General features: G+C 39.8%; 21 protein-coding genes and 1 pseudogene. 7 read left to right on the forward strand and 15 right to left on the reverse strand.

What is annotated here, in order from left to right:
• Window positions 1–53 precede the first annotated feature (53 nt).
• Together CRO04_RS07060 and CRO04_RS07065 are read right to left on the reverse strand one after the other, a co-directional pair.
• Window positions 54–908 (reverse strand): hypothetical protein, encoded by an 855-nt coding sequence (locus tag CRO04_RS07060; RefSeq protein ID WP_097003541.1) that lies wholly within the window; start codon window positions 906–908, stop codon window positions 54–56.
• A 17-nt stretch (window positions 909–925) separates the two neighbouring features.
• On the reverse strand, window positions 926–2,047 hold the full coding sequence (locus CRO04_RS07065; RefSeq protein ID WP_097003542.1) for a phosphotransferase enzyme family protein: 1,122 nt from the start codon (window positions 2,045–2,047) through the stop codon (window positions 926–928).
• 249 nt (window positions 2,048–2,296) lie between these two features.
• Between CRO04_RS07065 and CRO04_RS07070 the strand changes: the two genes are divergently transcribed.
• A complete protein-coding gene (locus CRO04_RS07070) occupies window positions 2,297–2,536 on the forward strand; it encodes a hypothetical protein (RefSeq protein ID WP_097003543.1) in 240 nt (79 codons plus the stop codon).
• Between the two features lie 72 nt (window positions 2,537–2,608).
• On the opposite strand, the gene CRO04_RS07075 is transcribed toward CRO04_RS07070, so the two are convergent.
• Window positions 2,609–3,187 carry a MarR family winged helix-turn-helix transcriptional regulator gene (locus CRO04_RS07075; RefSeq protein WP_097003544.1) on the reverse strand — a complete coding sequence of 193 codons (579 nt, stop codon included), beginning with the start codon at window positions 3,185–3,187 and terminating at the stop codon, window positions 2,609–2,611.
• A gap of 308 nt (window positions 3,188–3,495) precedes the next feature.
• Here CRO04_RS07075 and nirJ1 point away from each other — a divergent pair, with 308 nt between their 5' ends.
• From nirJ1 to CRO04_RS07090, 3 genes are read left to right on the forward strand one after another with little or no spacing between them, the layout of a single operon-like run.
• Window positions 3,496–4,680, forward strand: a complete 1,185-nt coding sequence (nirJ1, locus tag CRO04_RS07080) for a putative heme d1 biosynthesis radical SAM protein NirJ1 (protein ID WP_097003545.1) — start codon at window positions 3,496–3,498, stop codon at window positions 4,678–4,680.
• A 25-nt stretch (window positions 4,681–4,705) separates the two neighbouring features.
• Complete coding sequence (locus CRO04_RS07085; protein ID WP_097003546.1) at window positions 4,706–5,161, forward strand: Lrp/AsnC family transcriptional regulator; 456 nt, start codon at window positions 4,706–4,708, stop codon at window positions 5,159–5,161.
• A 3-nt stretch (window positions 5,162–5,164) separates the two neighbouring features.
• Window positions 5,165–5,656: an Lrp/AsnC family transcriptional regulator gene (locus CRO04_RS07090; protein WP_097003547.1), complete on the forward strand. Its 492-nt coding sequence runs from the start codon at window positions 5,165–5,167 to the stop codon at window positions 5,654–5,656.
• Window positions 5,657–5,727: 71 nt separating this feature from the next.
• Here CRO04_RS07090 and CRO04_RS07095 read toward each other — a convergent pair whose 3' ends face one another.
• From CRO04_RS07095 to CRO04_RS07105, 3 genes are read right to left on the reverse strand one after another with little or no spacing between them, the layout of a single operon-like run.
• Window positions 5,728–6,483, reverse strand: a complete 756-nt coding sequence (locus CRO04_RS07095) for a TIGR03943 family putative permease subunit (RefSeq protein WP_097003548.1) — start codon at window positions 6,481–6,483, stop codon at window positions 5,728–5,730.
• Window positions 6,480–8,051 (reverse strand): permease, encoded by a 1,572-nt coding sequence (locus CRO04_RS07100; RefSeq protein ID WP_097003549.1) that lies wholly within the window; start codon window positions 8,049–8,051, stop codon window positions 6,480–6,482. Before CRO04_RS07100 ends, CRO04_RS07095 begins: the two co-directional genes overlap by 4 nt.
• A 48-nt stretch (window positions 8,052–8,099) precedes the next feature.
• Complete coding sequence (locus CRO04_RS07105; RefSeq protein WP_242974370.1) at window positions 8,100–8,591, reverse strand: metal-dependent transcriptional regulator; 492 nt, start codon at window positions 8,589–8,591, stop codon at window positions 8,100–8,102.
• 222 nt (window positions 8,592–8,813) lie between these two features.
• Between CRO04_RS07105 and CRO04_RS07110 the strand changes: the two genes are divergently transcribed.
• Window positions 8,814–9,050, forward strand: coding sequence for a FeoA family protein (locus tag CRO04_RS07110; protein ID WP_097003550.1), 237 nt, complete (start codon window positions 8,814–8,816; stop codon window positions 9,048–9,050).
• Window positions 9,051–9,108: 58 nt separating this feature from the next.
• Window positions 9,109–11,262, forward strand: a complete 2,154-nt coding sequence (gene feoB, locus CRO04_RS07115; protein WP_097003551.1) for a ferrous iron transport protein B — start codon at window positions 9,109–9,111, stop codon at window positions 11,260–11,262.
• Window positions 11,263–11,351: 89 nt separating this feature from the next.
• On the opposite strand, the gene CRO04_RS07120 is transcribed toward feoB, so the two are convergent.
• From CRO04_RS07120 to nuoE, 9 genes and pseudogenes are all read right to left on the reverse strand, one after another.
• Window positions 11,352–11,909 carry a chromate transporter gene (locus CRO04_RS07120; protein WP_097003552.1) on the reverse strand — a complete coding sequence of 186 codons (558 nt, stop codon included), beginning with the start codon at window positions 11,907–11,909 and terminating at the stop codon, window positions 11,352–11,354.
• Window positions 11,909–12,505 (reverse strand): chromate transporter, encoded by a 597-nt coding sequence (locus CRO04_RS07125; protein ID WP_097003553.1) that lies wholly within the window; start codon window positions 12,503–12,505, stop codon window positions 11,909–11,911. The genes CRO04_RS07120 and CRO04_RS07125 overlap by 1 nt, the downstream gene beginning before the upstream one ends.
• Window position 12,506: 1 nt before the next feature.
• Complete coding sequence (locus CRO04_RS07130; RefSeq protein ID WP_097003554.1) at window positions 12,507–12,866, reverse strand: ArsR/SmtB family transcription factor; 360 nt, start codon at window positions 12,864–12,866, stop codon at window positions 12,507–12,509.
• Window positions 12,867–12,990: 124 nt separating this feature from the next.
• A complete protein-coding gene (locus CRO04_RS07135; protein ID WP_097003555.1) occupies window positions 12,991–14,697 on the reverse strand; it encodes a S8 family peptidase in 1,707 nt (568 codons plus the stop codon).
• 21 nt (window positions 14,698–14,718) lie between these two features.
• Window positions 14,719–16,413: a S8 family peptidase gene (locus tag CRO04_RS07140; protein WP_097003556.1), complete on the reverse strand. Its 1,695-nt coding sequence runs from the start codon at window positions 16,411–16,413 to the stop codon at window positions 14,719–14,721.
• Window positions 16,414–16,475: 62 nt separating this feature from the next.
• On the reverse strand, window positions 16,476–18,218 hold the full coding sequence (locus tag CRO04_RS07145) for an NADH-dependent [FeFe] hydrogenase, group A6 (RefSeq protein ID WP_097003557.1): 1,743 nt from the start codon (window positions 18,216–18,218) through the stop codon (window positions 16,476–16,478).
• Between the two features lie 15 nt (window positions 18,219–18,233).
• A pseudogene (locus tag CRO04_RS07150) lies at window positions 18,234–20,026 on the reverse strand (NADH-ubiquinone oxidoreductase-F iron-sulfur binding region domain-containing protein).
• A gap of 13 nt (window positions 20,027–20,039) precedes the next feature.
• Window positions 20,040–20,435, reverse strand: a complete 396-nt coding sequence (locus tag CRO04_RS07155; RefSeq protein ID WP_097003558.1) for a (2Fe-2S) ferredoxin domain-containing protein — start codon at window positions 20,433–20,435, stop codon at window positions 20,040–20,042.
• On the reverse strand, window positions 20,435–20,920 hold the full coding sequence (gene nuoE, locus CRO04_RS07160; RefSeq protein ID WP_097003559.1) for an NADH-quinone oxidoreductase subunit NuoE: 486 nt from the start codon (window positions 20,918–20,920) through the stop codon (window positions 20,435–20,437). The genes CRO04_RS07155 and nuoE overlap by 1 nt, the downstream gene beginning before the upstream one ends.
• Window positions 20,921–21,081: 161 nt before the next feature.
• Here nuoE and CRO04_RS07165 point away from each other — a divergent pair, with 161 nt between their 5' ends.
• A complete protein-coding gene (locus tag CRO04_RS07165) occupies window positions 21,082–21,621 on the forward strand; it encodes a rubrerythrin family protein (RefSeq protein ID WP_097003560.1) in 540 nt (179 codons plus the stop codon).
• The last annotated feature ends 115 nt before the right edge of the window (window positions 21,622–21,736 follow it).

Genomic DNA, 21,736 nt, shown 5'->3' on the forward strand with positions numbered 1-21,736 from the left:
GCGATAACACGCGGCAGGTACGACTTGCCGCGTGTTTTTACAATGCATTACCGTCAAATTGTAAATGTCTGCTTAATCATGCTTTTGATTGCCATCATCTCAGAATTGGAGATCTCCGCATTAAACTCAGACCGGGTGTATAAACAAATGTTTTCAATATCTATATCCGATAACTTCCCGCTGTTTGTAATCTGATTCCATAATAAAGTAAAAATGAATCTGCCTGAATCAGATAGAAATTTCGTATCCATATCAAAATGTGAAAGCTGAAAAACAGATTTAAAAGCTTCACCTAAGTCATTTTTTATACTATCCAAGTCATCATAACTTTTCGATTTTCCATTATCCAACCATTCTCCTGTAGTTATTAATCCTCCCTCAGATTGTAATTTTGACAATCTGACTACTTCTTGCGGATATTCTTTTTCTAATATTGGCAGCGGAAGTTTATTTCTGCATGATAGTTGGATATTAACATCAAAATTATGGAGATATTGGCAGGCACGGTGATTCAAGGTCTCAACTCTTAAGCCATGAAAATCCGAAGTACCTGGTTCAAATAAAACATTGATTTCATTTTCTCGTTTTCTCAGGCCACAGCTCACCCAGCCAATCAGTATGGCGTTTGCGAATGCATCAATGATTGTATATGTGGAACTGTAAGGAAACGAATATGCAGGAAGTATTCGCATTGCAGGAATGCCATATTTATTTATCAGAGTATCCTTCGTATATTCACCCAGCCGTCCTGGATAAAATGAGGAATATAAGGAGGGTGAATAGGTGCCTGATGCAATAACCAGGGAAGATTTATTTTTCTCCAGGATCTTTGCTGCATGTTCAATTCGTTTATCATGTATCCCTTTCTCCCAGTTTCCTTCCACGGAAATAAAATGTAAATCAATCACAGTTAATCCTCCTCAGCCTATATCCCCAAATGTTCCAAAAGCATATCTACAATTTCTTCCATTGTATCTGACTGCTTCTCCATTTCAGCGACAAACTTAAACTGATTTTTAGCACGAATCAGATTGTGATTCTCTTTATGTATCTTAAAATACCGGTCACCTTCCAGATAATCAGTCAAAAAACGAACTCCACATTCCAAAGTCATAATTATGGCGGCCAGGGGAAGCCATTTAATTTCCTGGGCAGTCAGAGTCTGCCCCATTGCCTCAAGAAATCCTTTTGTATATGCTTCATACTTTTCAAGATTTAACTTTAATTCTTCCAGATTCTCGCCGTCTTCTGCTATTGTACTTCCACACGAACGGATTGCATCCCCATAATCATATAATGCGCTTCCCGGCATCACTGTATCTAAGTCAATCACACATCTGCCTTTTCCTGTTGCATCATCCAGCAGGACATTATTAATTTTCGTGTCATTATGAGTAACGCGAAGAGGAATAGCGCCGATTTTCAGACCACGAACCAACGTCGCTGCCATTTCTTCTCTGGACAACGCAAATTGGATTTCTTCAGAACACTGGTATGCTCTTTGCAGCAGATCATCATGTACTGCCTTTTTCAGATTTTCCAGACGCCAAATTGTATTGTGAAACCCTTCTATTGTCTCAATCAGGCTATCTGCCGGATATTCGTCAAGTAAACGCTGAAACTGACCAAATGCTTTACCAGCTTCATATAACATGTTCACATCTTCAGCAAAGGTATGTCCGGTTGCATGTTCCACAAAAACATAGGCTCTCCAGAAATTACCTTCATCATCCCGGAAATAACTCTGGTCATCATTCGTTTTTATTAAAGTCAGAATCTCATACTCATCTGTCTTCTGCTCATCAGTAATACGGTCATTTAAGTAGGAAGTGACATGTTCAATATTTTCCATTAAGCCAACTGTATTTTTAAACACCAGATGATTAACCCTTTGCAAAATATAATGCGTTAGTTTTTTTTCATCAACCATATAAGTCACTTTAAATGTGTCATTAATATGACCGTCTCCATAAGGTTCTGCCAGTTTAAAGACTCCTTTAAAGGTAAATTGATTGCATATTTGTTTCAGTTTTTCCTCTTTTTCCATTGAACCCTCCCATCTTGCCTCATTATAACGACGTTTAAATGCTGTGTCAAGATATGGGAGAACCCATGCTTACTCTCATTTTACATACTTCACTTAGGCAAAGTGCTGCCGGACAAGTTCTGATCGAACAGATACAGTTCAGCACTACCTCGTGAAGCACATTTTTTTGTATAATATTCCACTACATGTAAATAATAATTTATTAATGGCGAGTAATAAAATAACTTTTTATGCAGAGGAGAATATTATATGAATCGAGATAAACTCATAGCCCAGGTAAAAAACGAATATGCACGAATAGCCTCTTCGGAATCCCAGCAGCACTTTCATCAGACGACAACCGAGATCACACCCGAAGCTTATTATGAAAATCTGTTAAGTAACGTTATAGACGAAATTAACAAAGGAACTTTCGATAATTTCAAATCAGGCGAAGAAGTAGTGACCGCTATTGCAAATGATAAATCCTGGCTTTCAGGTTGGAAATAGAAACAAAAATTACAAAAAAACCGCAGCCCTTTTTAATGGATTGCGGTTTTTATTAATCCATATTTTCTATATTTAAAATTCCTTTCCTCGCCCCTGTCCCCTTCCGGATCTGGAGCCAAAATGTCTGCCACCCGGAAAGCGGTCATCAAAACGTCCGTTAAATGGATTCCCTCTGTGCATGCGCGGATCAAAATCACGTTCATTTTGTTCATCTCCAAGTTCATTTTCCAGAGATTCGATAATGCGATTAAGATATTCGTTTAAGTTTTTTTGTTCTTCTTCACTCAGGCAATCGAACAGCTTATCAAAGCTGAATTCCGGTTCTGCTGATTGTGTTGCATTAATTCCTTCGTTTGTGAGTTTAATATTCATAACCCGGCGGTCAGTTTCTGATGGAGTACGTACTATGTACCCATTCTTTTCCAGCTTAGAAAGAAGTTCACCTAATGATTGGGGTCTCATGTCCAGCAGGTATGATAACTCTTTTTGGCTGATTTCCTGCTTCATCTTAAGTATCGCTAAAACCCTTCCCTGACCTTTGCGTGGATCGCCCATAGGGCCAAAGTGCATATGGTTCAGTTGATGATACTTATGGAGCAGCCACTCAACACGTGTAAGTTGCATGATTAAGTCAAATTTTTTTTCTTCCATCTTATATTCCTCCAGTTATCTGCAAATTAATAAGGTACCTTTTGATGTCATTATACAGGTACCTTATTAATTTGTCAATACTATTTTTGAAGGTACCTTTTATTTTTTTCTACCGATATCTCACTGCCATATTAAATCAATCTATGCGTAAATTTAACCTCTAGCTAATTTTTCGTAATATATCAGCTTACAGTAACCTGCTATTCTGAAATAATCCAAATACGCTTCATAATATCTATACATTCACGATATAAATAAGAATATATATGAAACCTTGTTTTCGATTTGCTTGTTGAAAAGGAGCTATTATGGTAGGAATAACTAAACTATTATGCAATTCAGATAATTTTGGTGACAAATTACGTTATGTACCAGAAGCATCAAAACAAAAATCCGGTACCAGTACAGGCTATGGACCTGTAGTGGTATGGAATTGTACCAATCAATGTAATTTAAAATGCAAACACTGCTATGCTGATTCAAACAGCAGGAAATCCGAGGAAGAGTTAAATACCAAAGAGGCTAAACATTTAATCGATGACCTGGCAAGACTACATATCCCGGTACTGCTTTTATCCGGAGGCGAACCGCTGATGAGGGAAGACATCTTCGAATTAATTTATTATGCAAATAAATATAATATACGTATTACTATCTCAACAAACGGTACATTAATAGATAAAGATATCGCGAAAGATTTAAAAAAGGCTTGCGTAAGTTATACAGGTATCAGTTTAGACGGTATTGGTACCAGACATGATGATTTTAGAGGAATCCCCGGTAGTTTTAATAAATCATTGGAAGGAATAAGGAACTGCCTGGAAATTGGACAAAAGGCTGGTCTTCGTTTTACAATTAACCGGGATAATTATGATCAGTTAAATGATATCTTTGCCCTGATAAAAGAAGAAAAAATTCCCAGAGTATGTTTTTATCACCTTGCCTATTCTGGAAGGGGAAGCAAGGTGATATCATTGGATATTGAGAAAGAAGAAAAAAGGGCTGCTTTAGATTTGATTATGCAAAAGGCACTGGAATTCGGAAATAAAGTGGAAATTTTAACAGTTGATAATCATGCTGACAACGTTTATTTATATCTGCAGGCTAAAAAGAAATACCCTCAACTGGCAGACAGAATATGGGAATTAATACAAATGAATGGCGGAAACAGATCCGGTATTGCAATTGGGAACATTGATTTCAAAGGTAATGTACATGCTGACCAGTTTACGTGGCATCATACCTTTGGTAATGTAAAGGAAACTAAATTCAGCGAAATATGGACAAATCCAACAAATCCAGTAGCAATTGGTCTAAGGGACAGAAAAACCTTATTAAAAGGAAGATGCAGCAAATGCTGTTGGCTGAACGTTTGTAATGGTAATCTCCGGGTCAGGGCAGAAGCCGTTACCAGTGATTTCTGGGCATCAGACCCGGCATGTTATCTCACCAATGAAGAAATCGGAGTACCTGAAGATACAGGGTTGGTTTAGACATATGACGGAGGTATATTAGAATATGGTGAATAATTATAATAATTTGCTGAATATGATTCAGAATGGTTTCCCTATTGAACCAAGACCCTTTTTATCTATTGCTAATCAATTGGGAATGTCAGAAATTGAAGTTCTGAAAATCATAAAAGAGTTAACAGAACAAGGAACTATCCGCAGGTTAGGTGGTATTTTTGATTCAAAAAAATTAGGTTATACAGGTACATTATGTGCTATGGAAGTATCTGAGAATAAGATCGGAGAAGTCTCTCAGATTATAAACAGTTATCCCTGTGTTACACATAATTATCTTAGAGATCATAAATACAATATGTGGTTTACTCTGATTGTACCTTCTCAATACAGTCTTGATGCACATATCAATGAGATAAAAAACAAAACCGGAATTAATGAAATCATGATTTTGAACTCTCTGCAGACTTTTAAAATTAATGTTAATTTAAAGATTAAAGGAGAATAGTTTATGGAAATTTCTCAGAAAAAACAGGTTATTCAAAAATTACAGGGTAAACTGCCCTTAGTACCTGAACCATATAAAGCTATTGCAGATGAAATTGGAATATCAGAGAAAGAACTCCTTGATTATATCAAAGAATTGAAAAATAATAAAACCTTACGCAGAATAGGTGCGGTATTAAATCATAGGTCTGTAGGATTTTTAGCTAATGCCATGGTGGTCTGGTTCGTTCCCGCTGAAAGAATAAAAGAGGTTACAGACATTATGGTTTCATTTCCTCAGGTAAGCCATTGCTATGAACGGGAGGTTTTAAATAATTGGAGATATAATATTTATACCATGATACATTCTGATAGTTTTGATTTATGTGACGAAATTATTAAAAAGGTTTCCCAAATGACACATATTAATAACTATGAAGTTCTATATAGCACAAAAGAATTAAAAAAAAGCAGTATGAAATATTTTTTGGACGAAGATAATAAGAATCCCTGTTAAAACCGGGATTAAGTGCAGTGTAAAACCGCAGTCCTTTTTTATAAGGGTTGCGGTTTTAAATAAGAACTTCTTTAATATGGATAGACATATCCCTCCACTTTTTCTGCTGGTGTTATTTTTGTCACCATTATAATAGGATCCGCATACTTATGTCCATCATAATCATCGTAGTTTAAAGTCAGGATTCCCTCTACGGTTATCCAGGTATCTTCTTTTAAATCTGATACTCCCCTGTAATTACAGTGAATTCCTGCAGGCGCCAGATCAGCCACACAACAAGTCATCGCCAGTCGAGCCACTGCAAACTCATTTTCTCCATAGACCTTAGGATCTTTCAGCACATATCCGGTTATTGAAATGGTATATCCTTCGTATTCTTCCATATGCATGTACAGTTCCGAATACCACATTCCAAATAAATCATCCGATACCATAATTTTCTTTTCCACCTTATAAAGCCCCGGCATTACGTTCTCATTTTCTTCTTTGGCAGATGACATCTGCAGCTTTGAGCTTTCACCAATGGTATTATAGGAAGAGATTTCAATAGGTGTATGGGGAAGAAGCATAATGAGGACCGGGATAATCAGCAGGAAGCAATGGCTCATGCGTATTTTATATCTGGGTCTGAACAACCTGCCGGTTCCTGCTAATGACCATAATCCCATAATGCAGGCGGTAAAATACAGATACGGCCTCATTCTGGGAGTAACATACCGAAGATAAGCACCGCTGGCAGCGAGATAAACGATCATTCCTCCAAAAGACATCTGACAGAGGATTTCAGTTAACACCTGGGGATTTAACACTCTGACTGTTTTCTTCATAAGCTCATACCTCTTATCCCATACAGCAAAAAGACCAGGAAGAAGCATACCGTGACAGTTACCAGCATCAGCTTCACTATAAATCCCTTCGTAAATCCGGATGAAAGCATAAGCATATTCTTAATGTCCATCATTGGCCCAAATACCAGAAAACCCATAACAGCTCCGGCTGGCATCTGGCTGGAAATGCTGCGGGCAATGACCGCATCAGATGAAGAACACAATGACAGGATAAAGGCCGCTGCCATCATAAGCAGAATGGAAGCTGCCAGTCCGCCTCTGTACTGTGCAAAATCCAGAGGACCATTCCCTAACGCCTGGAAGACGGAAGCTGCCAGTATTCCAATCAGGAGGTATTTGCCCACACGAAAAAACTCAGCCTGCCCATGACGCAGACAAAGAACAAGTTTTCCTGCCAGTGATTTAGTTTTTTGACTATCCTCATAACATCCGCACGCACAGATTAGCCGGCTTCTTCCACTCCCCAAAAGTAAAGGAGTCTTTCTTTGAAAGGCAGCAGCAAGCAATCCAATCAACACTGCAGCGAATGCTCCGATCCCTGCCCGGCCAGCCACTACCGCCATGTTACCGCCAAACGCATAGAAGGTCGATAGCAGGACAACCGGATTCATGACAGGCGCCGCCATCATGAAGGTGACCGCCACTGGCAGCGGGATTCCTTTTTTAATCAGACTCCTAAAAACAGGAATTGAGGCACAGTCACAGACTGGCAGTAAAAATCCTCCGGCTAATGCTGCCGCCATTCCCCATACAAGAGACTTTGGAAACCACCGCTCCAGCATTCCATCCGGAATCAATATCTGAATCACAGATGAGAGCATAATTCCAATAAGCAAAAAGGGAACTGCCTGCAGAGTCATACCAAAAAACAGATTCACCATTCTGCTTAATGGAAATCCCTCCCATCCGGATATGATTCCCGCCAGAAGAAACAGGCAGATAAAAAACATAAATTCCATGAGAAATGAGCAGACCGGTTCATCTGGCTGCCTTAAAACCTGCTTGATAAGTTTACTGTCAGAGGACATTTCTAAAATTTTTAATCCGGGATTTACTCCTTCCAATAAGCGGCTGATATGTTGATAGTGGCTTTTTGTATGGCAATTACGCACAATCGCGATATCACTTTCTGAAATCTGATCAATTAAATATATTCCCATTCCGCTGAGGAGGAATTCCAGCTTCACAGCGTCGGCAATATGAATGATCTTTTTTAACCGGCAGACTGTGGGGAATACCGGGTCCCAAAACAGTGACAAAAGACAGGAAAAAGGGGCTGTACCATTCCATTCAACCCAAATCTCGTCCCACTCCCCGTTTTGTACCGCCTCGTAAATCTGACCGGGTAACTGCTCCTGCTGCTGGTCCAACAGATTCCTTGGAATCATCAGCTTCCTGTGTCCGGTGTAGCCGGAAAAGAGATCTTCTTCGCCATCCTCGAACTGTATTACCAAAGCTTTTACTTTTCTATTTTCAAAAATATTGTTTAAAAAGGTCGTTTTACCTGCATCCAGACTCCCTGTGACAACATAAACGGGAATTTCCATTTTTCTCCTTTACCATAAAGGTTCCTTAAATTATACCTTTAGATACATTTAGATTTCATGATAGGCAGACAAGTCCATAAATGTCTTAAACTTCTGATTAACAGATGGATTCTGTGTAAAGAACTCCAGCAGACTCTTAATCCTGAGCACGGTATCAGAGGCCAGCGTATGTTCAACCAATTCCGTTTCCTCCAAGGCATTTGCACTCCCTACCAATGTAAAAAAGCTTTCTATAATATTGTGGCGCTCCAATAAATAAGCACCTGTTATTCTTCCTTCTGTAGTTAAAAGGATGTTATCAAGATTATTATATTTTAAGAAGTCCAATTCAACAAGTTTGGAAACCATTTTAGATGCAGAAGGTGGTCTGACATTTAATTTCTCAGAAAGCTTATTAATGCGCGTATAATCCTCTTCTAAACACAATCGATACGTCATCTCAAGGTAGTCCTCCAAAGCAGGGGTTAATCTGCTCTCATTTTGTTTTATCAGCTGATATCCGCGAACGGTATGAAATTCGTTTTCCATTGGCTTATTCATAAGCATGTTCCCCCATCACAACATTTTTTTAGTATAACTGTAACACCTTATGCTTTATCTTCATAAATTAGTCATAAGAAATGGTGTTTCCCGCCCCTAACAGACAACTAATTACTCCATTATTTATTAACGGCTTGCCTTTTTATTATTTTAGGCACATAACAAGGACTCCAGTCTGACGGAGAAGGTAATACCAAATATATGGTTAAGGAGAATTTTACTATGGATACTACTCAAATGTCATTAAACCAATTACCAATCGGAAGAAAAGCACATGTTTCCGCTTTGACTTTTGACGGTACAATAAGAAGACGCATGCTGGACTTAGGTATCGTTGACGGAACTGAAATAGAACCTCTGTATAAGAGCCCCTCCGGCAATCCGGCAGCCTACCTTATCCGCGGTGCAGTTATTGCGCTGCGTTCTGATGTATCTGAAAAAATTTTTGTATCGATTTAAAATAGTATAGTTAAAAAAGAGATGACAATTATTTCATAATCTTAGGAGGATTGCTCATATGGGACTTACCAATGCATCAACCGGGACGGGAGTTTTAAATCACTGCGGCTTACATATTGAGAAAGTGACACCGAAAGATAAGATAATCGCATTAGCAGGAAATCCAAACGTGGGAAAAAGCACAGTTTTCAATGCTTTGACAGGGCTGAATCAGCACACAGGCAATTGGCCCGGAAAAACCGTTGTTAACGCACAGGGAAAATACCGATATAAAGATACGAATTTCATCATGGTAGACATTCCAGGTACCTATTCCCTGATGGCAAATTCCACCGAAGAGGAAATTGCCAGGGATTTCATCTGCTTTGGCGGAGCCGACAGTGTGGTAGTCGTGGCTGATGCTACCTGCCTGGAGCGAAATTTAAACCTTGTTCTGCAGACGCTGGAAGTTACCGACCGTGTTATATTGTGTGTTAATTTAATGGACGAAGCGAGAAAGAAAAAAATAAACATTGACTTAAAGGTTCTCACCTCAAGACTGGGAATTCCGGTAATCGGGACAAGTGCGCGATCAAAAAAGGGATTAGATTACTTGATGGATGCAGTGAAAGAATTATCAGAAAGTGAAGCAGCGTTTAATCCGCTGCGGATAGATTACGGTGAAGAAACAGAAGCCGCTGTGGGTATGCTGGAACCAGTTCTTGCTGATCTTTTAGGTGATAGTATCAGCAGCCGATGGGTGGCTTTGAAGCTCCTTGACGGGGATGAGAGCCTTCTTTCCTCCTTAAAGACACATCTTGGCTTTGATCTTCTGCAAAATGAGGATATAGCACAAGCAGTCAAAGAGGCAAAACTTACTATGGAGGATGCCGGGATATATACCGATCAGTTCCGGGATCAGATTGTCACAAAAATTGTTCAATGCTGCGAGAATATCTGCAGAGAAGCCGTGACCTTTGAAAAAGAGGAATATGCGGCACGGGACCGTAAAATTGATAAGATACTCACGTCAAAAATAACTGGTATACCGATAATGATTGCGATGCTGTTCGGTATTTTCTGGTTTACCATTACTGGCGCCAATGTTCCTTCCAGCCTTCTTGCCTCCGGACTATTTATGCTGGAAAAACCCCTGTCCCGGTTCTTTTTATGGTTATCTGCGCCGGAATGGTTACGCGGAATCTTCGTAGATGGTATTTTCCGTACATTGGCTTGGGTGATCTCCGTAATGCTTCCTCCAATGGCAATCTTCTTTCCGTTATTTACACTTCTGGAGGATTTGGGATATCTGCCGCGTGTCGCATTTAACCTTGACAACTTTTTCCGCAAGGCCTGTGCCCATGGAAAACAGGCATTAACTATGTGTATGGGCTTCGGGTGTAACGCCTGTGGTGTAATCGGGTGCCGAATCATTGATTCACCCCGGGAACGCTTAATCGCCATTCTGACAAATAACTTCGTCCCCTGCAATGGACGTTTTCCAACTCTGATCGCGATTATTACCATGTTTTTTGCCGGAGCTGCAAACGGAACATTTCAATCCGTCATTTCTACCCTGATGCTGACCGGAACCATTATATTGGGTATTGCAATGACGCTTCTGATTTCAAAGCTGCTTTCAAAGACAATTCTTAAGGGAATGCCCTCCTCGTTTCAGCTGGAACTCCCACCGTACCGCCGGCCGCAGATTGGAAAAGTCATTGTACGTTCTGTTTTTGACCGGACACTTTACGTGTTAGGCAGAGCCATAGCCGTTGCAGCTCCTGCAGGGCTGGTCATCTGGATACTGGCCAATATACATGTGGGAGATTTAAGCCTGCTTGCTCATTGTGCTGGTTTTCTTGATCCGTTCGCCAGATTCATTGGTCTGGATGGGTACATATTAATGGCGTTTATTTTAGGCTTTCCGGCCAATGAAATCGTGGTTCCTATTTTGATTATGAGCTATATGGCAACGGGAACATTGACTGATATGGATAGTCTGACAGAATTACATCAGCTTTTTGTAAATAACGGATGGACCTGGCTGACAGCCGTATGTACGATGCTGTTCACGTTACTGCACTGGCCATGCGGTACAACATGCCTTACAGTAAAAAAAGAAACACAGAGTTTAAAATGGACACTGGTCTCCTTTACAATTCCAACAGTAACCGGTATTGTTGTATGTATGATTGTGGCAAACACTGTCCGATTGCTGGGACTTGTATAGAACTTATGTAAAGATTTAACAGAAAAATATACCTCCAAATTGATATAAGATAGAATTATCAGTCTGGAGGTATCAGTGTTTTAATATATTTAATATAATAATCCGCCTAATGCAGCGCAAATAAGAATAATTATAATTGGAGATAATTCTTTCTTAAATTTCTTTTTTGCAACTAGCAAGCAAATCGAAACAATGGCAAGTATTGCTATTGCTGCAACATCTACTTGTATGTATTTTATATTACCGAAAAAAGTCTGAAAACCGATAAACAATCCGGTTGCGAGCATTAAACCCATGATACACTGTTTCATACCTTTAAGAATACTTTGAACAGAGGACTTATTTAAAATAGATTTAAAATTTATAGTTACAAGTAAAATGATGATGTAGGAGGGCAAAATCACTCCCAATGTAGCAAGTATTACACCTAAAATCCCACCTCTTTCTGCTCCAATGTAGGTTGCAATATTTAACATGATTGGTCCCGGAGTAGATTCACTGATGGCAACGATGTTGGTAAACATACTGTCTGTCAGCCAACCGTGAGATAATACTTCTTCTCTAAATAGCGGTATTGCACCATACGCTCCGCCAAAAGCTAAAGAACCTAATTTTAAGAAGGATATAAACAATTCGATATACCGCATTATTTTATACCTCCATTAGACTTATTTACTTTTTTACCATATACAAAATATCCTATGAAACCGCAGAAGAAGATCAAATAGATCGTAGAAAAATGAATTGCAAATAAATTGCAGCTAAATACTATCAGGAAGGAAGGAACGATAAAAACTATGGGTAATAATTTTTTCCTGGAATTTTTCATTGATTTTGTAATCATTTTAATAGCTGCTTGTGTAATTAGAATACAAATAGCCACGCTAATTCCTTTAAATGCGTTCCTGATAATAGAATTAGATAGTATATTTTCAAAGAACATTGAAATCAGAAAAATAATGATCGATGAAGGTAAGATCATACCAAAGGTTGCAATAATAGAACCAAATAGCCCTTTTAATTTGTAGCCTGTATAGGTGGCACAGTTAATGGCTATGGGACCAGGAGTTGATTCCGCTATAACAGTGATATTCATTAATTCATCTGAGGTAATCCAGTTTTTGTTTTCTACACATTCTCTGTCAAGGAGAGAAATCATTGCGTAACCACCGCCAAAAGTAAATGCCCCTATTTTGAAAAATGTGTAAAATAAATCCCATAGAATATGTTTTGATTTATTCATCTCATTCTACCTCTGTTTCATTCGTTGATTGACAGCCACATTTGCAGCTGCCTTTATTTTGACATGTAGAGTCACTATTTTCTGTATTTATTGTCCGGTCAGTCAAAGCTAGATTTTCAATGAATTGTGCTAATTCATGTAATAATTCTCTGTTGACTTCATAATGAATATGGTGCTTTATTTTTTTGCCAATTAAAAGGTCTGCTTCTTTTAATACTTTGATGTGTTGTGAGGTTGCAGGTTCACTAATACCTAATCTCTTTGATAAAGCTCTTACACATAACTTTTGCCTTAATAACATTTCGATGATTTTCATTCTGTTATCATCGGCAATTGCTTTCATTACATTTTGTTTTATCATACTGCCCTCCTATAATTAAGTATTAGCTTAATTATAGTCGTTGATTTTAATTAAGTCAATGCTTAATTATAATAGCAAAAAACACTTTACCAAACTCATCGTATTCATTCAAAATGCCCATTATCTATAAAATAGTTCTGAAAATATTATAAGAATTATAAACATCTACAATTCCATATCCCCAATTCTGATTGGGATATTGAAGATTACGGTTTCTTTCCGCTCCCCGAAGAAGAAATTTTTTGATTCCTACCGTATCCAGACTTGGATAATTATTATTTACAATTCCCCATTCAAATATCATGGCTGCTATACCTGCCATGTGAGCAGCCGCAGCACCCGTACCTGTTATGGCAGTAAATTCATTATTTAAAGTGGGACCTACTACGTTAACACCTGGGGCAGCCAGATCCGGGTTTATAATATTTGATGTTGAAAATCCTTTTCCCGACTCCGGATATAACGCTCCCGTTGCTGCGTCATAAGCTACGACTGTGATCGGTATCAGATCGTTACCAGGGGATGTTATGGTAGTGTAGGGGTTTGAATTAAGAAAAAATGTATTATTTGATATAAAATTACCGGAAGGCAGCCATATGTGGAAATCTCCAGGCAGATCACCGCCACCGGATACTTTAAACCTCCAGATGCCCGGTGCCGGACTTTTAAAACGCAGCATAATGACCTGCTTACCACTGTCCCGCTCAATCATGACATAATCAATATAAAGGATTGTCTGGTCAAATATAAAATGTACCTGCTTAGTCTCAAATAACCCACGGGAAATTGCCGGAACGTATTCACCGGAAGGAGATAAAATGTCCATTACATAGCTCATGGGTGGACTGCCCCAAAGCTCCATAGTAAAACCATATTCATCCGGTGCGACATTCAATTCTACCGTTAACTTTTCGGCAGGTCTGAGAATGCTGTAAAAATGTCTTCTGGCCTGCGCTTCATTTCCTGCGGCAACAGTAATTCCCACCCCAGGGCAGTCACCTACTATCCTTAGCAATGAGCCCAGCAGTCCACTATTACTATGTGGACCCTGAGAAGTTCCCACAGCTAAACAGACAATCAGCGGCCGTTTTAACTTATCTGCTGTATTAATCAGATACTGAACCCCCCAGTTTATATCAGTTTCCTGGTAACAAGCCACATCAGGAGGGATGAAATAGTAATCAGTAAGATTTTTTTTAGCCTGCTTTAGCTTAACGATTAATAACTCTGCGTCAGGAACAACGCCCATGAATTGATTACTCCTGTTTTCCGAACCAGCTGCAATTCCTGCCAGCATGGTGCCATGACCATTTACATCCATACTGGGAACAACCGCCAGCGGGTCCTGGCTGTTTAATGCCTCGTTAATCTGTTCAGCCGTATATTCCGTCCCGTAGTATGCAGTATATCTTAATTCGGGATATGGACCGCTATCTATGGTCTGGTCCCAGATTGCTGCTATTTTTGTCGTTCCGTCTTCTTTAAGGAAAACCGGATTCGTATAATCAATGCCCGTATCAACGAACCCTACCAGAACTCCCTTTCCCCTTAAATTAAGTGCAGGTATATTACGTAATAATGTAACTCCTGATGCAGTCAGGCTTTCATAACTCAGTAAAGAAAAGCATCTGGGAATCCCTGAATATCCAAAATCTCTGACCAGCCGGGACGTGACCTGGGATATTGGTAAATAAATACCCGCATAACCAGGATTAATAATATGTACTGAATATTCTTCATATTGCTTCAGAATATTAAGATTTCCGTTATATTGTATAATTAAATCCATATAATCATTGCTGGTTATCTTAAACCTGTCCTCTGGCATCATCCGCTTCACCTCCAGTCAACATCAGAAAATAAGTGCCTGAAAAATATTATATACATCAAGTATTCCATATCCCCATTCGTAATTGGGATATACCAGTTCCGCTTTTCTTTTCGCCCCACGAATCATAAAGACCTTTAGATCCTCCGTGCTCATTTCCGGATAATTACCTTTCACGATTCCCCATTCAAACAAGAGGGCCGCCGCTCCTGCCGCATGAGCCACTGCAGCACTTGTACCCGTCACCCGGACAAATCCATGGTTCAGAGACGGACTTAATATATCTACTCCCGGAGCTGCAATCTCCGGCTTAACTATATTAATGCGTGTGTACCCTCTGCCGGCGTTTATATAAAGACTGTTATCCTCCACATTATAAGCCGTTACGGAAATAGGGTTAATGGCACAAGATAAGGAAAGAAGTGTGATATTCGGATCAGATTTAATAAAAAACGTATCCGGTCCTATAAAATTCCCCATTGGGAGCCACATATTGAAATTAATTGGGAAAACCCCTTTGCTGTATACATTGAATTTCCACCTGCCCTGGGATGGCCTTGTAAATCGCAGCAGAATCAGCTGGTCCCCGCTCTGTGATTCTACAAGCTGAGAATCTACATAGATAATTGTGGGCTCAAATATAAAGGAAAACTCTCTGGTCTCATCAAACCGGAGATTAATGACTGGTATATATTCACCGGAAGGAGATGTAATATCAATAGAAAAAGTATTCGGTACTGATCCCCATAATTCCAGTGAAAACCCGCTTTCATTGGGACCAACATTTAATTCGACTGTTTCATATCCATTTTCCTCTGTAATAAATCCCCCGAAATGTCCCCTTTCAATTCCTTCATTGCCGACTGCAATTAATATTCCTAATCTTGGCCTGGTTGAATGGTATGATAACCAATTGCTTGTGGTACCTCTTCCATCATGTGCATACTGTGCGGTATCCACAGCAATACACATAATAATTGGCTGATCATTTAAAGCAGCATAATCCATTAAATACTGAATTCCATAAATAAGATCCGTTTCCTGATAAGCCACTGCATCTTCAGGTATCCGGAAAAATTCTTTTAAATAGGGTTTGGCTGGTTTCAGTTTTACGATCACTAATTCAGAATCAGGAGCAACGCCGGAAAATCCATTTTCAAAATCTTCGCCGCCCGCTGCGATTCCGGCAACCATAGTGCCGTGACCAATCTCATCCCTTGATGGTACAATACTGTATGGATCATCTGCCTGCAAAGCTGCATTAATCTGTTCTCTGGAATACTCTGTACCATAAGGTACCGTATCTGATCCGTTTTCCGGTATAATCGTCTGGTCCCAGATACTGGCTATCCTTGTTGTTTTATCATTATACTGGAAAACAGGATTTGTATAATCAATACCGGTATCCACAATGCCAATCAATACTCCCCTTCCCCTCAAATTTAGATTGGGGTTATTGCGGATAGCCGGTATCCCGGATGCTTCCAGACTCGTCTGGCTGACTAAACCAAACAACGAAGGGATAGAAGCATATCCCATTCTCGATATCACATCTTCCGTCATAATACTGACCGGAAGATGCACAACCGCATAAAAATAATTTATTACATTAACGGAGCCTGCTTCATACTGTTCAAGTACAGATACATCAGAGCAAAAGCTAACAAAGAAATCTGCATAATCATTGCTGTATATTTTTTCTATATCTACAGAATTCATGAATTACCTTATTTATTTTCTTATCCTATTATATTAATACGCGTTCATATAATAGCACTGTTTTACATATTATCTCGTTTCACATAATAGGTATGAAGAAGTTCATGTGCCTTTTCTCCATTGGGCTCACCCAGATATTCCTCATAAAGTTTTTTAATTGCCGGATTTTCATGTGATTTCCTGAATTTTTTGTTTTTATCTTCTTTATATATACCTTCCATTCGTTTTTTCAGAACATCAAAATTCCCAAAATGATAGGGCTGACCGCCGCCTCCGATACAGCCGCCAGGGCAGGCCATGATCTCAATGGCATGATAATGGGATTTGCCGGATCTTATATCTTCCAGAACCTTTCTTGCATTTCCAAGACCATGAGCTACAGCAATATTGATATCCTGGTCATTAATCTTTACCACAGCTTCCTTGATTCCATCAAATCCCCTGAGTTCATGAAACTCCACCTCTTTAAGAGTTTCATTAGTAAGCCATTCGTATGCGGTCCGCAAAGCTGCTTCTATGACTCCGCCGGTGGTTCCAAATATGACAGATGCACCGGTAGATTCTCCCAGTGGTTCATCAAATTCTTCATCTTTTAGATTCATCAGGTCAATATTGGCCTCTTTTAACATATCCCCCAATTCTCTTGTAGTTAATACCGCATCCACATCCTGCATATCATCATGCATAAGCTCCGGTCTGGCTGCTTCATATTTTTTAGCCAGGCAGGGCATAATGGAAACCACAAAAATATTTTGGGGATCGATCCCCATCTTTTCTGCATAGTATGTTTTCGCGATCACCCCAAACATCTCATGGGGAGATTTACATGTTGAGGGAATATCAAGCATATCATTGAACTGATGTTCAAAAAATTTAACCCAGCCCGGACAACAGCTTGTGAGTATGGGAAGCCTTCCCCCATTCTGAAGCCTGTGAATGAATTCTGCTGCTTCTTCCATAATGGTAAGATCTGCTGCAAAGTCTGTATCGAAAACTTTATCAAACCCCATCATTCTAAGAGCAGCTACCATCTTACCCGTGACCACCGTCCCTGGTTCTGCACCGAATTTCTCACCAAGAGCTACCCGCACGGCAGGTGCTGTCTGAACGATGACGAATTTGTCTTTCGCATTCAAAGCTTCCCAGACATTGGGGATATCATTTACTACAGTTAATGCAGCTGTCGGACATACGGAAACACACTGTCCGCAAATAACACAGATTGATTCATTCATGGGTAAATTAAGTGCTGGTGCGATAAATGTATCAAATCCACGGTTAACTGCAGAATACACATTCACCGTCTGTACCTCATTGCACATGGTCTCACATCTTCTGCATAAAATGCATTTGTCCATATTTCGAATGATTGCCTTACTTGAAATATCCTTTTCATGAGTTGCTCTTACCCCATGAAACTTAATCCGGCGTATATCCAGTTCTGCTGCCAGTGACTGTAATTCACAGTTTAAATTCTTTTCACAGATCAGACAGTCCGTCGGATGATTGGATAGGAATAGCTCCACAACCAGTCTTCTTGCCTTAATACATCTTAAGGTGTTTGTTCTTACCACCATCCCCTCCGCTACCGGAGTAGCGCAGGAAGGCGCAAGATTTCTCCTCCCCTCAATTTCTACCACACAGACTCGGCAGGAAGCAGAACCATTCACCGTCTTTACATGTTCCAGATTAAGGTAGCAGAGTGTGGGGATGCGAATATCCAGTTTTTTTGCAGCCTCCAGTATGGTTGTTCCTTCCTCCACTGCAATCTTTTGATTATTGATTGTAACATTAACCAGACCCATAAGTCCGCTCCTTCCTTAACCTTTCTCAATCGCATTAAATTTACATGTATTATAACATGCACTGCACTTGATACACCTTTCCTGATCAATAACATGAACCTTTTTAAGCTCTCCTTCGATGCAGTGCGCCGGACATATTCTTGCACACGCAGTACAGCCCACACACTTTTCCGGTAAAATATGAAAGGAGAAAAGTGACTGACAAACTCCGGCCGGACATCGTTTATCCTTTACATGGGCCAGATATTCATCTTCGAAATAGTGTAGTGTGCTGAGTACAGGATTCGGAGAGGTTTGTCCCAGTCCGCAAAGGGACGTATCTTTAATCACGTCGCCTAACTGGGCAAGATCCTTTAAATCCTGTTCCGTACCATTCCCTTTTGTTATCTTTTCAAGAATCTCCAGCATTCTTGTATTTCCAATACGGCAGGGAGTACATTTCCCACAGGATTCATCCTTGGTAAATTCCAGGTAGAACTTTGCAATATCCACCATGCAGTTATCCTCATCCATAACAATCATACCGCCGGACCCCATCATGGAGCCAATACTGCTAAGTGACTCGTAATCAATGGGTATATCTAAATTATCTTTTGTAATACACCCTCCCGAAGGACCCCCGGTCTGTACTGCTTTGAACTTCTTATTATTTTTTATTCCTCCACCAATTTCAAAGATGACCTCTCTTAAGGTAATGCCCATTGGCACTTCTACCAGCCCCACATTATTTACCTTTCCGGCCAGAGCAAATACTTTTGTACCTGGCGACTTCTCCGTACCGATCTTTTTAAACCAGTCAGGACCTTTTAAAAAGATCGGCGGTATATTAGCAAATGTCTCAACATTATTCACACAGGAGGGTTTATCCCAGACACCTCTTTGTGCAGGAAACGGAGGTTTTGAACTGGGCTCCCCGCGTTTTCCTTCCACGGAATGGATCAGGGCAGTCTCTTCCCCGCATACAAATGCACCGGCGCCATACCGCAATCCGATATTAAAATTGAAACCAGTGGAAAAGATATTCTCTCCCAAAAGCCCCAGTTTCCTTGCCTGTTTTATGGCAATTTCAAGCCTGCTGATCGCGAGGGGATATTCCGCTCTGATATAAATATATCCATACTGAGCTCCTATGGCATAGCCTGCTATTGCCATCGCTTCAAGAACAGAATGGGGATCGCCTTCTAATATGGACCGGTCCATAAATGCACCTGGATCTCCTTCATCTGCATTACATATAATATATTTTTCATCCGACTGACTCTGTCTTGTATATTTCCATTTAAGACCGGTCGGGTAACCTCCGCCGCCTCTTCCTCTGAGTCCTGACTGAACAACTGTATCGATCACTTCATCCGGGCTCATTTCCGTTAAGCATTTTGCCAGTGCCTGATACCCATCTGCTGCAATGTATTCATTAATATCTTCCGGGTTAATAAAACCACAATTCCTAAGTGCTCTGCGGACTTGTTTTTTATAGAAAGGTATAGATTTTTGGCCTTCTAATCTTTCGTTTGTATTTGGTTCCACATACAAAAGGCGTCCACCTTACGGCCTTTTATCACATGCTCCGTAATGATTTCTTCCGCATCCTCAGGCTTTACCGTGATATAAAATACATTATCCGGATAAACTTTTAAGATCGGACCTTTCTCACAAAAGCCAAAGCAGCCGGTAACGACCACTTCCACCTCATTGGTTATTTCATGTTTTTTAATCGATTCCTTTAGCATCTTTACAAGCTCCAGGCTGTCAGACGATGTACATCCGGTACCACCACAGACCAGTAAATGCATTCTGAAGTTACTCATATGCCCTCCTCCTTTATTCCAGGTTTTCAAATGATTTATTAATAATTGCATTTTGGAGAAGGCGGCCGTTCTTTATATGCTCATTTACAATTTCCCGTCCTCTTTTCTCGTCCACTTTTCCATATATGACAGACGGCATGTCTTTTGATGCAACTTCTACCACCGGTTCCTGGGCACAATACCCCATACAGCCGGTCTGGGTTACGCTGACATTGGTAAGTCCCTGCTTTGCAATTTCATCCATAATTGCTTTCATGGTTGTTCTTGCACCGCTCGCGATCCCGCAGGTCGCCATCCCCACCCGGACTAAAACTTTATCTTCGGATTCAGCAGTGGACCTTAAGTCTAATTGATCAAGAGCTGCCTGTCTGATCTTTTTAAGTTCTTCCACAGTTTTTAACTTAGCCATCACTCATCCTCCTGATATTCTTTCAGAATTGTTTTAACCTGATTCAGTTCTACCCTTCCATAAACCTTATCGTTTACCATCACCACCGGAGCTAGTCCGCAGGCACCAATGCATCTTAATCCTGATAACGTAAATTTCTTATCTTCGGTTGTTTCACCAGCCTTGATATTCAGTATTTTTTCAAATTCTCTCATAATGGCATCGGCACCTCTTACAAAGCATGCAGTTCCCAGGCATACATTGATCACATACTTCCCTCTTGGTTCTGTGGTAAAGTAAGAGTAAAAGCTAATGACACCAAAAACTTTTGCACTGGGTATCTCCAGCTTTTCAGCAATAAAAAAAATCACATCATTTGACAAATATCCATAGAGCTGCTGAGCCTTATGCAGTACAGCAATTAACGCTCCCCTTCTGTCTTCCATACTGTCAATAAATTTCTGCAGCTGTTTAAATTTCTCATGCGTATCGCATTTGCTTTCCATAAATAATCTCCTTTTAGCTTTATGTAGACGTTCTCTGTCATACAAAGGATAGATTTCCTGATTATTCCGACTTATAATAAGTTCCACGCCATAAACAGTAATAATATAAAAATTATATAAATATCTTTTCTATATAGCTTATACATGGCAAAGGAGTACAAATGGATTTTTTGGAAAGCAGAACGTATACGAATTTAGGTATCGCCTATAATGCGGAAGCAATTGCCAGTACAAGAGACAGAATTTTTGCTGATATAGCGAGACTGGAAGGCTACATGGAAATAGGAAATGTTTATAACGTGACCTCCCAATATAATAAAGAACATGCAAGGATCTGGTTAAGGCAGTTAAATCAAGGTATGCTTCCAAATACTGAGGAAGCACTTCTGCAATCCAGAGATAATCAATTGTATCTGGCAAATAATCAATATCAGAATTTTGCACGAATTGCACGGGAAGAAGGTTTTATGGATATTGCAGCACTATTTGCAGGGATAGCCAACATAAATTATCAACTGGGTACAAAATTTTCCAGATTGTACGAGAACGTAGTACAAAATCAGGTATTTTGTAAACCAGTTGAAACACTTTGGATCTGTATGCAGTGCGGCAATATCATGTCCGGGGAATGTGCACCTTTAATATGCCCTGTATGTGGTTTTCCCCAGGGATACTACCGTTTATATGATGAAAACTTTTAACAACATAGAAAACAACCTTGCAACATAAAGCTGCAAGGTTGATACAATGATAAGGACTCCAAGTAGTACCTATTTCATATACTTGTTCCAGATTAAGACTGGTCTTTTCCAATAC

This window comes from Lacrimispora amygdalina, from assembly GCF_900205965.1.
Taxonomy (GTDB): Bacteria; Bacillota; Clostridia; order Lachnospirales; family Lachnospiraceae; genus Lacrimispora; species Lacrimispora amygdalina_A.